This is a genomic window from Ralstonia sp. ASV6 (assembly GCF_016429285.1).
Taxonomy (GTDB): Bacteria; Pseudomonadota; Gammaproteobacteria; order Burkholderiales; family Burkholderiaceae; genus Ralstonia; species Ralstonia flaminis.
This window is the reverse complement of sequence record NZ_JAELUI010000048.1, coordinates 1-13753: the sequence shown is the minus strand read 5'-3', so window position 1 is coordinate 13753 and position 13753 is coordinate 1. Positions and strand designations below refer to the sequence as shown.

Below are 13753 nucleotides of genomic sequence, written 5' to 3'. Positions count from 1 at the left end.
ATCGGATTCAACAAAAAACCCGCTCGCAACGGCGGGCGGGTTTTGGGTGTGCGGTAAAGACAGTGTACAGATCAGTCTTCGTTGGCTTTTTCTTCCGGCCAGTCACGAATGTACGCCTTGAGCATCTTGTTCTCGAAGTTCTGCTCTTCAAACACGGCCTTGGCGACGTCGTAGAACGAGATCACGCCCATCAACGTACGGCTGTTGAGCACGGGCAGGTAACGCACATGGTGCTCCAGCATGATGCGGCGCACTTCATTGACTTCGGTTTCTGGCGTGCACGTGACCGGATGATCGTCCATCACCTTACGGATGGTGGTGCCCTCGCCCACCGTGCCGTGGCCCTTGGCCAGGACCTTGATGATCTCGCGGAAGGTCAGCATGCCGACCAGTTCGCCGTACTCCATCACCACGAGCGAGCCGATGTCGTATTCCGCCATCGTCTGCACGGCCACCTGGAGCTTGGTTTCCGGGGCCACGGTATAGAGCGTGTTGCCCTTCACGTGAAGAATGTCGCTGACTTTCATATTGCGTCTCCCAGGGTATTGGGGTGCCAGTCTGCCGAGGGGCGACCGCGCGCGGGTTATGGTTATGGTTGTATTTCGATGCTAGCCCAAATCGGAGGGCGTCGACAAGCACATGCACAAAAAATGCGGCAGAAAAGCCCGGTCAAAAACCGCGCCCGCTCGGCGTTTGCCCGGGATGCACTGCAACAGGCAGCAGTGCTAGCATGCCGCGTCTCGACCCTCATTCGGTGCTTGAATCCATGTCCAAAGCCCGCTTCGATACGCTGGCCCTGCATGCCGGTGCCGCGCCCGACCCGGCCACAGGTGCGCGCGCTACGCCCATCCACCTCACCACATCCTTCGTGTTTCGCGACAGCGAACACGCCGCCTCATTGTTCAACATGGAGCGCGCGGGTCACGTCTATTCGCGCATCTCCAACCCGACCGTCGCCGTGTTCGAAGAACGCATGGCGGCGCTGGAAAACGGCGTCGGTGCCATCGCCACGGCCTCTGGCCAAGCGGCGCTGCACTTGGCCATTGTCACGCTGATGGGCGCCGGCTCGCATATCGTTGCCTCATCGGCGCTGTACGGCGGCTCGCACAACCTGCTGCACTACACGCTGCGCCGCTTCGGCATCGAAACGACCTTCGTCAAGCCTGGCGACATCGACGGCTGGCGCGCGGCCATCCGCCCGAACACGCGCCTGCTGTTTGGCGAGACGCTCGGCAACCCGGGGCTGGATGTGCTCGACATTCCGACCGTGGCGTCGATCGCGCATGACGCGGGCGTGCCGCTGTTGGTCGATTCGACCTTCACCACGCCGTGGCTGCTGCAACCGTTCGCGCACGGGGCAGACCTGGTCTACCACTCGGCGACCAAGTTCCTGGGCGGGCACGGCACCACCATTGGTGGTGTACTGATCGACGGCGGCACCTTCGACTATGTGGCAGCAGGCAAACACCCAGAGCTGACCGAGCCCTATGCGGGCTTCCACGACATGGTGTTTGCCGAGGAAAGCACCGTCGCCCCCTTCTTGTTGCGCGCACGCCGCGAGGGCCTGCGTGACTTTGGCGCGTGCATGAACCCAATGGCGGCATGGCAGTTGCTGCAAGGCATCGAAACGCTGCCGCTTCGCATGGCCCGCCACGTAGAGAACACCCGCCGCATCACCACTTTCCTGGCGAGCCATCCGATGGTGGCGTCGGTGGCCTACCCCGAACTGGAATCGCACCCCGACCACGCGTTGGCCAAGCGTTTGCTACCGCGTGGCGCCGGCGCCGTGTTCAGCTTCGACCTACGCGGTGATCGGCGTGCCGGCCAGCAATTCATTGAATCGCTCGGCTTGTTCTCGCACTTGGCCAATGTGGGCGATGCGCGTTCGCTGGTCATTCACCCGGCATCGACCACACACTTCCGCATGGATGCCGATGCGCTGGCTGCCGCCGGCATCAGCGAAGGCACGATCCGCCTGTCGATTGGCCTGGAGGACGCTGACGACCTCATCGACGATCTGAAACGCGGCCTGAAAGCCGCCGAGCGCGCCATGTCGGCCGCGCCTGGCAAAGCCGCACCGAACGCAACCGGAGCCCGCTGATGGAATGGACCGTACAAGGCGAACGCGCTTACGCCTACACCGGTGGCAAGCCGTTCAATCCGGCGCTGCCGTGCGTGGTGTTCGTGCATGGCGCGCAGAACGATCATTCGGTCTGGGGGCTGCAGACCCGCTGGTTCGCGCACCACGGCTTCAGCGTGCTGGCGGTTGATCTGCCCGCACATGGCCGCAGCAGCGGTGCGCCCCTGCAAACCGTGGAAGCCATGGCCGACTGGGTCATGGCGCTTGTCCAGGCCGCAGGTGTCACCCAGCCGGTGATGGTGGTCGGGCACAGCATGGGCTCGCTGATTGCACTGGAGTGCGCCTCGCGATACGCAGGTCGCGTGCGCCGCATTGCGCTAGTCGCCACCGCCTGGCCGATGAAGGTGTCTGACGCGTTGCTCGACGCGGCGCTCAACAATACGGCCAGCGCGATCGACATGGTGAACGTCTGGTCGCATTCCAGCCTGGCCGACAAACCGTCGGCGCCGGGGCCGGGTTTCTGGATGCATGGCGGCAGCCAACGCCTGATGGAACGCGTGGCGCGCGGCTCAGACGCGCCTGTCTTCCACACGGATTTTTCAGCCTGTAACGGCTATGCACGCGGCGCTGAGGCCATGGCAGCCGTGCAGTGCCCGTCACTCGTGATCGTTGGCGAGAAGGACCAGATGACGCCCGCCAAAGCAGGCCGTCAGGTAGCTGCCGGGTTGGCTGGCAGCCGCGTGGTGGCCCTGCCCTGCGGGCACGCGGTCATGGGAGAATGCCCAGATGGCACGCTCGATGCGCTGATTGCCTTTGCGCGCGAACGGGAACCGACCGCAGCCACCGCGTAACTGCGCCCCAGCAGGAATCAGGAGACGCACCATGGCCAGCACCGAAACCCACACATTCGGCAGCTTTGCCGAGTTCTATCCGTTCTATCTGGGCGAACACCAGGACCGCACCTGTCGGCGCCTCCATTTTGCGGGCTCAACCGTGGCCCTGGTATGCCTGATCCTGCTGATCTTCACGGGCAACCTGTGGTGGCTGCTTGGTGCGGCTGTTAGCGGTTATGCGTTTGCGTGGGTCGGGCACTTCGGCTTTGAGAAGAACCGGCCCGCCACCTTCCGTCACCCGATCTACAGCCTGATGGGCGACTGGGTGATGTACCGCGACATCTGGACCGGAAAGATTCCGTTTTGAGCGATCAAGCGCGGGCGGCGGCGGGCACCTTCGACACCGGTGCCGGTGCAGCGGCAGCCTGCGTGGCAGCCGCTACACCGCGCTCACCCGTGGCGAATACGCTCTCCAGTGTGTTGTCGAGCGCTGGATTGTGCAGTTGGGCTGCCAGCGCATGGGTATCGCCCAGATGCCGCGCGAGCGACGTGCGGGGCAGGCGGGGCAAGTTCAGCACCAGCTTTTCATAGAGCGGACGCAACGTAGTCGTATGGGCATCGCACAGCAGCGCCCAATGTGCCTCGCTGCGATCCTGCTGCAGCTTACCGACCAAGTGCAGCGCCTTGAGCTTGGCCAGCAGGTCAGCCAAGTACTCCGCCTCCAGTTGCAGACGCCGACCGATTTCAAGCTCGGCCACCGTGCGCGGCGCCTGTTCGCGTGCGCGGTACAACAGCAGCAGAACACCCAGCGCATCAAAGAACTCGCTGCCCGGAAAGGTACGCCGCTGCCAGTAGCCCTGACGGATGATCGGCAACGTCGATGCAATGGTCGCGCCCAGCAGGGTTACCAGCCAGCTCACGTAGATCCACGTCAGGAAAATCGGCAACGTGGCAAACGCGCCATAAACGGCGGTGTACGTGGGAATGTGCGCCACGTAGGAACCAAAGATGCGCTTCGCTACTTCGAACGCCACGGCGGCAATGAGCCCCGCCAGAAACGCGTCACGCCGCGCCACATAGGTGTTCGGCACAAAGACATACAGCATCGCAAACGCAATCGCCGACAGCAGGATCGGCACTACGCCCACGATCACGCCCAGGCCAAACGGCAGCTTGTGCACGTAGCCTGCCGAGATCGACACCATGTAAGAACTGACCGACAGACTCGCGCCGATCAGCACCGGACCAAACGTCACCAACGCCCAGAACACGAGCACACGCTGCGCCAGCGGCCGGCGTTGGCGCACGCGCCAGATGGCGTTGAGCGCATTCTCGACCGTCAGCATGGTCATGACCGACGTCACCACTAAGCCGATCAGGCCAGCAGCCGTCAGCCCCTTGGCGTTGGTGGAAAACTGGTTCAGATACGTGAGGATCGGCCGGCTGATATTGCCCGGCACGAGGTTGCTGAACATGTAGCCTTCGATGTCCGCACGAAAGCTCTTGAACATCGGAAACGCCGTGAACAGCGCAAACGCCACCGTCAGGATCGGCACCACCGAGAGCACCGTCGTGAACGTCAGACTGCCGGCCACCTGAGGCAGGCGATCTTCGCCCGCGCGGCGCAGCGCATAACGCGACAGCGCACGCAGCTTGGCGGCATTCCATTGACGAAGCGCACGGATATCAAAAAGCATGAAGAATGAGGCGGCGCAAGGCCAATGAGGGAGATTGGGGGGCGCAACTATAATACCGCGACGCTCTCAACGCTTTGTTATGAAAGATATCCTGGTCCTGTACTACAGCCGTCATGGCAGCACCCGCGCGTTGGCCGAGGCCATCGCGCAAGGCATTGAAAGCGTGGATGGCGCCCAGGCGCGCGTGCGCACCGTCCCCGCCGTCTCCACTGTGTGCGAAGCTACCCAGCCGGACGTGCCCGATGGCGGCCCGCCCTACGTGGAAGTGCGTGACCTGGAAGAATGCGTCGGGTTGGCACTGGGCTCGCCCACGCGCTTCGGCAACATGGCTGCCCCGCTCAAGTACTTTCTGGATGGCACGACGCCGCAATGGCTGGCGGGTGCGCTGGCTGGCAAGCCTGCCTGCGTATTCACCTCCACGGGCAGCATGCATGGCGGGCAGGAAACCACCCTGCTCTCTATGATGCTGCCGCTACTGCACCATGGCATGGTCGTGCTCGGCCTGCCCTATCAACAGAGTGAACTGCTTTCCACCGATGCCGGCGGCACGCCTTATGGGCCATCGCATGTCGCGCATCGTGGTGACACCGCGCCGCTGACCGCCCACGAGCGCACGCTCGCCACCGCGATGGGCCGCCGGCTTGCCCAGACCGCCCTGAAGCTCGCAGCATGACGCTCGCCGATCAACCCGTCGTGGAATCCCGCGCGCTGCATCTGCTGAGCGTCAGCAGCCTGATCGCACTGATCGTGCTGTGCGCCGCGTGGGAACTGTGGCTTGCGCCGGTGCGCCCGGGCGGCTCGTGGCTCGCGCTCAAGGCGCTGCTGCTGGCGTGGCCGCTGCCTGGCGTGCTGCGCAAGAACCGCTACACGATGCAGTGGGCGTCGATGTTCATCCTCCTGTTCTTTACCGAAGGCATCGTGCGTGCAACATCCGATGCCGGCCTATCGCGATCGCTTGCATGGGTGGAGGTTGTGCTCAGTGTGACGTTCTTCTTCGCGACGATTTTCTATCTGCGTCCGTTCAAACGTGCGGCCAAAGCACACGCCAAACAGAGCACCTGACCTGCCATGACCCACGATGCGTTCCTGCGAGCCTGCGTTGACACCATCGGCGCCACGCACGTACTGACAACGCCGGAAGACCAGGCGCCGTATCTGACCGATTGGCGCAAGCGTTTCACTGGCCGCGCCCGTGCTGTATTGCGCCCAGCCGATGCTTCGCAGGTCGCTGCGCTGGTGCGGCTGTGTGTTGAGCATGCGGTGCCGATGGTCCCGCAGGGCGGCAACACCGGCCTGTGCGGCGGCGCCACGCCGGATATGGAAGGCAACGCGGTCGTCATCTCGGTGCGCCGCATGCAGCAGGTGCGCGCAGTCGACCCGATCAACAACACCATCACCGTGGATGCCGGCTGCATTCTTGCCAACGTGCAGGAGGCTGCAGCCGCGGCCGATCGGCTGTTCCCGCTGAGCCTGGCCGCCGAGGGCAGTTGCACCATCGGCGGCAATCTAGCGACCAACGCGGGCGGCACAGCCGTCCTGCGCTATGGCAATGCGCGCGAGTTGTGCCTGGGTGTAGAAGCCGTACTGCCCAACGGCGAGCTGTGGAACGGCCTGCGCGGCCTGCGCAAGGACAACACTGGCTATGACCTGCGCGATCTGTTGATCGGTGCAGAAGGCACGCTCGGCATCATCACCGGGGCGACGCTGAAGCTGTTTCCGCAGCCGCGCGCCAAGGTGACGGCGCTGGCGGCACTGCAATCACCGCGTCAGGCGCTGGCATTCCTGTCGCTCGCGCAAGGCCACGCAGGTACGCTGCTGACGGGCTTCGAGCTGATGTCAGCGTTCTGCCTCGAGCTGGTGCGCAAGCACTATCCGCAGTTGCGTGTGCCGTTTGCGCAGACGTATCCGCAATACGTCCTGCTGGAACTGTCCGACTTGGAGAGCGAAGAACACGCCCGTGCGCTGTTCGAGGCGCTGATGGAAGACGCTCTGGCGCGCGGCGTGATCGACGATGCGGCGGTGGCGGAATCGGTAGCGCAATCGCGCGACTTCTGGAACCTGCGCGAGCACATCCCGCTGGCGCAGGCCGACGAAGGCAAGAACATCAAGCACGACATTGGCGTGCCGATCTCGCGCATCGCAGACTTCATCGACGTGACCGACCGCGCGCTGGCCTGCGCCTACCCCGATATCCGCATGGTGACCTTCGGCCACCTCGGCGACGGCAACCTGCACTACAACGTGTCACCGCCCGAAGGGCATGAACATGAGGCCTTCCTGGCACATCAGGACGGCATCAACCGCATCGTGCATGACAGCGTGCATGCGCATGGCGGCTCTATCTCTGCCGAGCACGGTATCGGCCAGCTCAAGCGCGAGGACAACGCGCGCTACAAGAGCGCGGTCGAGCTGGCAGCCATGCGCGCGATCAAGCAGGCACTGGACCCGCGCGGCCTGATGAATCCGGGGAAGGTGTTGTAAGCCGTGTCGGCTTCAGCCGAGCAGCTTGAACATGTAGTTCGCTACCGCAAAGAGAATCGTCGCTGCCAGCAGCCACAGCAGCAGGCGCGGCACGCCAGTGGGTGGCAGACGGTGACCCGCAGCATTGGAACGGTCACCAATACGCCCACTCTGGGCGTTGCGGACATACGTGGATCGTGACGCCCCTGCCGGGCGTCTTGCATGACGTGTACTCATTTTTCGTTTCCTCCCTGCCCCATAGCTGACGCCTCGCCTGGCACCCTGTTGCCGGCGAAACACAGCAGCTTCCCAAGGCTGCCCAAACAAGACTCCCATTTCCCGTCTGGTCGGAACCGAAAAAGGCATCCGTCACGCCCATTGGCGTGCGTAGGCACAGCGTTCCACGTCGTTGCGCGGAATTTCGAGTGAATCGTTACTTGTTATGGCACTACCCGACGCCACGAAATGTATCAAAGAATCCCCCGAATGGGGGGTACCTATTTTAGGTATCACCATTTGGATGATGCGTGGGTACGACGCTTGCGGATCGGGTTGGGGCAAAACCGGATTCATCCAACCGTCACGGAGCCATCCATGCTTTCCGCCTTGCCCGAATTGCGCTTGCGTGCGCACATCACGCCGCCGACACCGCACGAGCCCCCGCCGCGCCCGCCACCCGAGATGCCGCCCCCGGATGAGCCGTCTCACGACCCGGTCCACGATCCGGAACCCCTGACGCCACCGATCGAACTACCGCCCGGTGACGTGCCGCCGGAAATCCCGCCCCAGCGCTAGGGCGCCGCGGTTTTCCGTATCAGCCATCTGTTAGAATCGCGGCCTCCCAGGCATCCGGAGGCCGTTCGTCGCTAACCTGCCTGGGCAGCACACGCATCTGCCCATAGCTCAGTTGGATAGAGCATCGGCCTTCTAAGCCGACGGTCGGGGGTTCGAATCCCTCTGGGCAGGCCAAAAATCCTTATGGATCAATGGCTTAGAGAATCACCACATCGGAGTGGTTTCTGAAAACTGCGCTCGCAGTGTGCCATAGGTGCACCAAGGAAACTACCCGCAAACCGCCGCCCCAGGCTGCTTTACAGCCTTCCCGGACAACTCACTGCACCACAAACATCGGCAACCGTCGAAGCGGGAAGAACACCGATGACATAATCGGTCCCGTGCCCGCAATGGGCGCGACCTGAGGAACGGCACGTAAGCGCCCAGTACCACCAACCCACATACAGAGGATGGCGGTATGGGCACGATCTCCGAGCGCACCGACAACAAAGGCGCGGCTACGTTCCAGGCGAAGATTCGCCGCAAGGGTTTCCCTGCCCTATCTCAAACATTTCCGACCCGTGAAGAAGCGGAGCGCTGGGTGCTTGGCGCCGAGGCCGCGTTGAGAATCCGCTCATCTGCCGCTGCTACCAAACAAGCAAAGTGGCGGGCGCAACTTACGGCAGAGCTTCATGCCCGGCCTCGTATCGTGGCTGACCTGCTGGACCGCTATCTGGTCGATGAAACACCACAGAAGAAAGGGGCGGCCGTTGAGACGTACCGCATTCGCGCCATGCTGGACTCACCTCTCGCGCTGGTCCATCTGACAAACCTAACTCAACGCGATCTGCGCGATTGGCGGGACCAGCGTCTCACACAAGTCTCTGCCAGCACGATCAACCGCGAGCTAACCCTTCTGAACGTGGTGCTCAAACTAGCGCGCAGGGAGTGGGATGTAGTTCTCTCTGACAGCGTGTTCAATGGAGTACGCCGCCCGCAGAACCCTCCCGCGCGTGACCGTCGCATGTCTGCCCAAGAGCAGGTGGCTTTGTTCGAGGCGTGCGCAGATACCCGTGGTGGATACCTCCGCGCGATTGTCGAGCTGGCCCTGGAGACGGGTATGCGCCAGTCCGAACTGGTGGCCCTGGAGTGGGACCGTGTGAACTTGCCCCGGCGCACCATCCGGCTGATGGAGGGCGCGACCAAGAACGGCCACGGGCGTGGTGTCCCATTGTCCCGCCGAGCTGTCGAAGTCCTGGAGAGCATCGCTCCCGAGGACGAGCGCCAAGGCCGGGTGTTCCCGGACCTGACCACCGAGGCGGTCAAGCGGGCGTTCATCCGCACGTGTAAGCGTGCTGGGATTGAGAACTTCCACTTCCATGACCTGCGACATGAAGCCACCAGTCGCCTGTTCGAGAAGGGTCTATCACAGATGGAGGTGGCTTCCATCACCGGACACAAAGACATCAGGATGCTCCAGCGCTACACGCACCTGCAAGTCAGGGATTTGGCGGCGAAGCTGGACTAGCGGGCGCCGTGGCCCCAGGCAGCAATAGATCAGACGCGAGGGCCGTCTTCTCAAAGAGGCGTCTAATCACTGCTGCCAATCGAGGAGAGGCAGCATCGCCGGCGATGATTCTACAGGCTTCCATAAAGCGCTCAGTGGCCGTCCCAAAGTGCTGGTCGTACTGCTGCCGTTGAAGCCTCATTTCCATCATTCTACGCATAAATCTGCTCAATTTATCGAGATCCATTTGCCGAATAGCCGCCTCGAAATCGTTGGCAGTAGCACGCTTCATGGCGACTTCCTGCATGGTTCCCCACCCACTGTTCTCGATGATGTGCATACACGCGTCTAAAACAGTGATCTGAGCCTGAGCGTTGGCATTAATCGCGGTGAATTCAGCCTGTATTGCGGGATGCAGCGGACGGTTGAGCGGGTTGTTGTCATTCACTGCCTCGTGCTTCTCAGCCCTAAATGCAGTGATCCAACCATCGACGATCGCTTGGCCGATTGCAGCACCGCCCGGAAGTTTCGCCAGCGCTTCGTCCAGTTCAGTGACGACGAATGGGTCCAGCATTCCTGCGATCTTGGGTAGCGCAGCGGCCTCGGAGACCAACTGGGTATCGCTGGCGCGATGATCCCAGTAGACCTTAGTCACGAACTGACTAACCGTTTCGCGCGCCTCCCAGCGCTCCTTGTTGGCGATGTAGCCGTCTATGATCGTGGCGACGCGGCTAGGGTCAAACAACCCCGACTCCAAGAACTCGACCAACACCACCTCGAAATCGTCACAACCGCGAATGCCCAGTTCTCCCAAAAGCAAATTCCACCGGTCCCTGCGCTTTTCATCCGCAGAGGGTTCTGCACTCCTATCTCTCCCATAGTTCGACCAATCTGTTGCCCCTGCATTCAGCGCGAACTGGAAGTCTGGACCATCCTCCAACCCTCTGTAATGGATTGCAGAGAACAAGACTATCGATGGAACAACTCGCGCAACTATCGCCTCTTCCAACAGACGCTTGCCCAGGATGCGATTGGCCGCTTTTATGACCTTTCCGATGATGCGAATGTTGGTCAATTCGCATGAGATGGACGCCCGCTCAAGAGCATCCGCGTACGGCGACGGTGTCAACTGAGTCGCGATGGTGAACGCCTCTTCAGGCGTCGTGACCAGCTTTAGCTCCTCATCGATGACCTTCTCACGAAAAGCGCTCCATAGCTCCTGATTGGCGAGCTGATCGTCATTGAGAACCAGGACGAAGCGAGAGCCATACTGATTCGAGTACTCGTCGATGAACCCAAGCACCTCGTCGATGCCGAGCTTGTCGTGCTTGCGTTCGATGTCGTCAAGGACGATGACGGAGTTCCGCAATACCGCAGGAGCCATCAAGAGCAGATTCAAGTCGTTGAGTGCGGCCAGCGCCTTGTAGTGCTCTGACGCAGCTTTCACGCCAACCCGGAAAATTTGCTTCAAGGAATCGAAAGCTCCGCCGTGCGACGCTACGGCAGGGATAGCCGACTCGATGAGCTTCCTCTTTACTTGGTCAATGCTGGACTGCCCAAACAGCGACACGTATAGCGCCTTCTTGACCTTCTCATCGCCCGACTCGTCCTTGACCTCATTCCAGAGATGGGTCTTTCCAGTACCCCATTTCCCGGACAACGCGATAACCCGGTTGTCTGCTTCACCGAGCAATCGAACCAAATGCTCCTTTGTTGCTTTCAACGACATCCCATCCCCCCCCTTTAAGCCGCCCGCCGCTCTGAACCGGGACAGCGCTGCATGTAACCTGCATTTTCGTCCAAACCTCGGCACACGGCGAGCCTCCGAAGAGGCCCCGGCACACTACGCTTTGGTAGTTACAGCCCGTGGTCCCGCATAGCCTGTTTCCTGCGGGCCTCGAAACCTTGTGGGTCTAGGGTCGGAGTACGAGCCGGCTTGCCGTAGTCCGGGTGGAGCTGTCTGCGTAGTTCCTCTGCCGAGACACTGAGCTTGTTGATGTACCAAGCCAGCCCACTCCTATCGTTCTCGTCTTGACCAGCTCCGATAGTCAGTGAGGCCGGTCCGCCCATACGGACCTTGGCGTCGTTATCCTTCGGCCAGACGAACAGCATGAGTCGCCCGTCACCGAGTTGCGCACCCGAACGAATCTCCCAATCGTCAGGCTTGAAGTTCGGCATGTCGCCGCCCTTGACCTTGACGATGGCAATCATCCGGTCATGGATCAGCTCCTTCATCGAGTCCTGGTAGATCGACGTGGACTGACCGGCTGCCGCCTTGGAGTGCAGCACACGGGCTACCGCAGAATTCAGAGACACGTCGCCCTGTACGGTGTTGTTGGCCTGAATGACGGCTCCGGGCACCAGATCAGCTCCGGCCAGTCGCTTGCTCAAGACGATGCGAGCCGCTTGCTCCATCGGCAGGTTGTACGCCCGAGCGTAGTGCGCAGCCTCGTTGGCGTACTCATCGCCTAGGTTCTTCTTCACCTCTGGCGACAAATCCCATCCCTTCATCAAGCCGGGACCTGAAAAGATGCGGCGGAATAGGCTCGGGTCAGCCTTGGTAATGGCGTCCTGCATAGCAAGCCGGTCTTCCTCTGTCGCCTGCTTGTACTGCGTATGTGCGATGACTTGTCGCTGCGCATTCAACGCTTGCACGTCGTTGGTATCCACGCCGCTGTTGATGAGCTGAATGACCTTGCCAGCGTTGTTTGCGCCAACGTAGTCGGCCACGGCCTGCGGCCCGTTCAGGGTCTTGTACAGACCCTTCGCGTAGTTGAGGGCGGTGATCTGCTGATCGGTGAGCGGGCCGTTGCCGCTGGTCAGTGCGGGCACCTGTACCTGCATCAGCTCTTGCAGTTTGGAGCTGCGTAGCTTCTCGTCGTGTGACACCTGGGCCGCTCGGTCGAAGTACCGCTGGATCATGGCCGGGTCATTCGAGCCAACCGCCGCGTCGAACTCGGCGTTCATCGCGTCATTCGTTGCTTTCGAGTCCAGCTCAAGACCCTTGATGCTGGAGGCGTTGCCCGTCATGAAAGCCTGCCGCGCGAGGTCCCCGGACAGCCGGAAGTTGTCCTCTTTCTTCGCCAGGGCGAGGTTCTGCGTCTGCGCGTGCATCTGGCCGGTCATCCACTCCTTGAGCATCTGCGCGCGCTTGGTGTTATTGACAAGCGGTTCGTCGCTGCCCGTCTCCTTGCGGTGGCGAAAGTTGTACTCGTCGATTACTGTGTTCAGCTCCTCGAACCGAGTGATACCGCTGGCCCCGTGGGAAAGGTTGAACTCAAGCGCCCCAAGGTCATTCGTGATGTTGGTGATCGCCGGGTTGTTTCGAGCGTCCTTCATCACGTACTGTGGGACGGTTGCCTCTAGGGCTTCACGTGCGTCGCCGTCAATCTCATTCCACAGCGGCGATGCTTTGATGGCGTTGTAGTAGTCGAAGTACCCCGCGCTCAGCGCGCCCTTGAGGGAGCGCACCATGCCCTTGTTCCAGGACTGCTTCGGCTGACCTGCAGCGGGCATCGCAGCGGCAACGGCGTCTTGGTAGGCGACGGTGCGGTCCTCGTCGGACCAGCCCGCCGTGTTCGCTTTACGCTTGCCCGCCAGAGCGCCCGCTTGCGAGACATTCATGTTGACTTGCTTCTCCAACATGTCGCCTTGCTGCCACGCGATGTGCTCGCGCATGTGGGTCTTCATCAGTGGCCCCCACTGCTCGGCCAGCTTGGCTTGCACAGTGGCATCCACCAGCGGGTCGCCAGTGGACTTGATACCAGCCGCCTGCGAGACGAGGTATGACCGGAAGGCGTCAGGAGACTGCTGCTTCATTTCCTGCATGTCTTCCAACGTCTGCGTCTCAGCCTGCGTCAGTGCGGTGGTAGCCGCCATAGCCTGCGCACCGCGCACGGTGGCAGACGGGCCGAAGATTTTGGTGAACCACGGCTGGTCGCTCTCAATCTGCTGGAGCGACTGGCCCTGGGCCACACGCGCAGCACCCTCGAAGTACGCCTTCTTCTGCTCGGCCTCGACGTAGGGCTGGAGGATGTTGCCCGCCAGCTTGTTGATCGCGTCGAGCGTTTGGAAACTGGACGAGGTAACACCCGCCCAGTCGGTTGGCGCAATGCGCGCGCCAGGGGCGAGGGGTGTTGCGTTGCTCGGCCCGCCGTCCAGGCTTGTCTGAACTCCGGACGTGTTGTTGACGGGATTCTGGATGACCACACTCCCGTCCGAGTTCAGGGCGAACGAGTCCGGCCCCATTGATCCTGCCATGTGTTACTCCTTAATTTTGGGTAATTCCTACCCAAACCGGACCAAAATGGGTTGAATTTCGAGGGTAGGGGTTGCCTGCAGAAGCTTGCGCAGTAAGGGTTTCAAGTCCTCGTCACGGTGGTTGAATCGGTAGCAGGTTTCA

Annotated in this window: 12 protein-coding genes and 1 tRNA gene; 8 read left to right on the top strand and 5 right to left on the bottom strand. The window is 61.6% G+C overall.

Going from position 1 to position 13753, the window contains the following annotated elements; translation table 11 throughout:
• Nucleotides 1-71: 71 nt before the first annotated feature.
• Nucleotides 72-527 (bottom strand): CBS domain-containing protein, encoded by a 456-nt coding sequence (locus tag JHD73_RS11765; protein ID WP_021194694.1) that lies wholly within the window; start codon nucleotides 525-527, stop codon nucleotides 72-74.
• Between the two features lie 239 nt (nucleotides 528-766).
• On the opposite strand from JHD73_RS11765, the gene JHD73_RS11760 reads away from it, so the two are divergent.
• Genes JHD73_RS11760 through JHD73_RS11750 form a run of 3 tightly spaced genes read left to right on the top strand, consistent with a single transcriptional unit; the run spans nucleotide 767 to nucleotide 3280 of the window.
• On the top strand, nucleotides 767-2101 hold the full coding sequence (locus JHD73_RS11760; RefSeq protein ID WP_199030457.1) for an O-acetylhomoserine aminocarboxypropyltransferase: 1335 nt from the start codon (nucleotides 767-769) through the stop codon (nucleotides 2099-2101).
• Complete coding sequence (locus JHD73_RS11755) at nucleotides 2101-2931, top strand: alpha/beta fold hydrolase (protein ID WP_199030456.1); 831 nt, start codon at nucleotides 2101-2103, stop codon at nucleotides 2929-2931. Before JHD73_RS11760 ends, JHD73_RS11755 begins: the two co-directional genes overlap by 1 nt.
• A gap of 31 nt (nucleotides 2932-2962) precedes the next feature.
• Nucleotides 2963-3280: an Mpo1-like protein gene (locus tag JHD73_RS11750; protein ID WP_199030455.1), complete on the top strand. Its 318-nt coding sequence runs from the start codon at nucleotides 2963-2965 to the stop codon at nucleotides 3278-3280.
• Between the two features lie 4 nt (nucleotides 3281-3284).
• Here JHD73_RS11750 and JHD73_RS11745 read toward each other — a convergent pair whose 3' ends face one another.
• Nucleotides 3285-4610, bottom strand: coding sequence for a YihY family inner membrane protein (locus tag JHD73_RS11745; protein ID WP_199030454.1), 1326 nt, complete (start codon nucleotides 4608-4610; stop codon nucleotides 3285-3287).
• 79 nt (nucleotides 4611-4689) lie between these two features.
• Here JHD73_RS11745 and wrbA point away from each other — a divergent pair, with 79 nt between their 5' ends.
• The 3 genes from wrbA to JHD73_RS11730 are packed head-to-tail and all read left to right on the top strand — an operon-like array spanning nucleotide 4690 to nucleotide 7091.
• Nucleotides 4690-5283, top strand: coding sequence for an NAD(P)H:quinone oxidoreductase (gene wrbA / locus JHD73_RS11740; protein WP_104657604.1), 594 nt, complete (start codon nucleotides 4690-4692; stop codon nucleotides 5281-5283).
• Complete coding sequence (locus tag JHD73_RS11735; protein ID WP_199030453.1) at nucleotides 5280-5672, top strand: DUF2069 domain-containing protein; 393 nt, start codon at nucleotides 5280-5282, stop codon at nucleotides 5670-5672. The genes wrbA and JHD73_RS11735 overlap by 4 nt, the downstream gene beginning before the upstream one ends.
• A 6-nt stretch (nucleotides 5673-5678) precedes the next feature.
• Entirely contained in the window at nucleotides 5679-7091 is a 1413-nt protein-coding gene (locus JHD73_RS11730; RefSeq protein WP_199030452.1) for an FAD-binding oxidoreductase, read from the top strand.
• A gap of 12 nt (nucleotides 7092-7103) precedes the next feature.
• Here JHD73_RS11730 and JHD73_RS11725 read toward each other — a convergent pair whose 3' ends face one another.
• Complete coding sequence (locus JHD73_RS11725) at nucleotides 7104-7307, bottom strand: hypothetical protein (RefSeq protein ID WP_199030451.1); 204 nt, start codon at nucleotides 7305-7307, stop codon at nucleotides 7104-7106.
• A gap of 655 nt (nucleotides 7308-7962) precedes the next feature.
• Between JHD73_RS11725 and JHD73_RS11720 the strand changes: the two genes are divergently transcribed.
• Nucleotides 7963-8039: transfer RNA gene (locus JHD73_RS11720), tRNA-Arg, on the top strand.
• A 283-nt stretch (nucleotides 8040-8322) separates the two neighbouring features.
• Entirely contained in the window at nucleotides 8323-9372 is a 1050-nt protein-coding gene (locus JHD73_RS11715; protein ID WP_199030450.1) for a site-specific integrase, read from the top strand.
• On the opposite strand, the gene JHD73_RS11710 is transcribed toward JHD73_RS11715, so the two are convergent.
• Nucleotides 9344-11080, bottom strand: coding sequence for a P-loop NTPase fold protein (locus JHD73_RS11710; protein ID WP_199030449.1), 1737 nt, complete (start codon nucleotides 11078-11080; stop codon nucleotides 9344-9346). The genes JHD73_RS11715 and JHD73_RS11710 overlap by 29 nt on opposite strands.
• A 128-nt stretch (nucleotides 11081-11208) precedes the next feature.
• A complete protein-coding gene (locus JHD73_RS11705; RefSeq protein WP_199030448.1) occupies nucleotides 11209-13611 on the bottom strand; it encodes a hypothetical protein in 2403 nt (800 codons plus the stop codon).
• Nucleotides 13612-13753: the final 142 nt, after the last annotated feature.

What these genes read in the sequence shown, in the direction of transcription:
- JHD73_RS11765 (WP_021194694.1), bottom strand. Translation starts at nt 527, where the DNA reads ATGAAAGTCAGCGACATTCTTCACGTGAAGGGCAACACGCTCTATACC.
- JHD73_RS11760 (WP_199030457.1), top strand. Translation starts at nt 767, where the DNA reads ATGTCCAAAGCCCGCTTCGATACGCTGGCCCTGCATGCCGGTGCCGCG.
- JHD73_RS11755 (WP_199030456.1), top strand. Translation starts at nt 2,101, where the DNA reads ATGGAATGGACCGTACAAGGCGAACGCGCTTACGCCTACACCGGTGGC.
- JHD73_RS11750 (WP_199030455.1), top strand. Translation starts at nt 2,963, where the DNA reads ATGGCCAGCACCGAAACCCACACATTCGGCAGCTTTGCCGAGTTCTAT.
- JHD73_RS11745 (WP_199030454.1), bottom strand. Translation starts at nt 4,610, where the DNA reads ATGCTTTTTGATATCCGTGCGCTTCGTCAATGGAATGCCGCCAAGCTG.
- wrbA (WP_104657604.1), top strand. Translation starts at nt 4,690, where the DNA reads ATGAAAGATATCCTGGTCCTGTACTACAGCCGTCATGGCAGCACCCGC.
- JHD73_RS11735 (WP_199030453.1), top strand. Translation starts at nt 5,280, where the DNA reads ATGACGCTCGCCGATCAACCCGTCGTGGAATCCCGCGCGCTGCATCTG.
- JHD73_RS11730 (WP_199030452.1), top strand. Translation starts at nt 5,679, where the DNA reads ATGACCCACGATGCGTTCCTGCGAGCCTGCGTTGACACCATCGGCGCC.
- JHD73_RS11725 (WP_199030451.1), bottom strand. Translation starts at nt 7,307, where the DNA reads ATGAGTACACGTCATGCAAGACGCCCGGCAGGGGCGTCACGATCCACG.
- JHD73_RS11715 (WP_199030450.1), top strand. Translation starts at nt 8,323, where the DNA reads ATGGGCACGATCTCCGAGCGCACCGACAACAAAGGCGCGGCTACGTTC.
- JHD73_RS11710 (WP_199030449.1), bottom strand. Translation starts at nt 11,080, where the DNA reads ATGTCGTTGAAAGCAACAAAGGAGCATTTGGTTCGATTGCTCGGTGAA.
- JHD73_RS11705 (WP_199030448.1), bottom strand. Translation starts at nt 13,611, where the DNA reads ATGGCAGGATCAATGGGGCCGGACTCGTTCGCCCTGAACTCGGACGGG.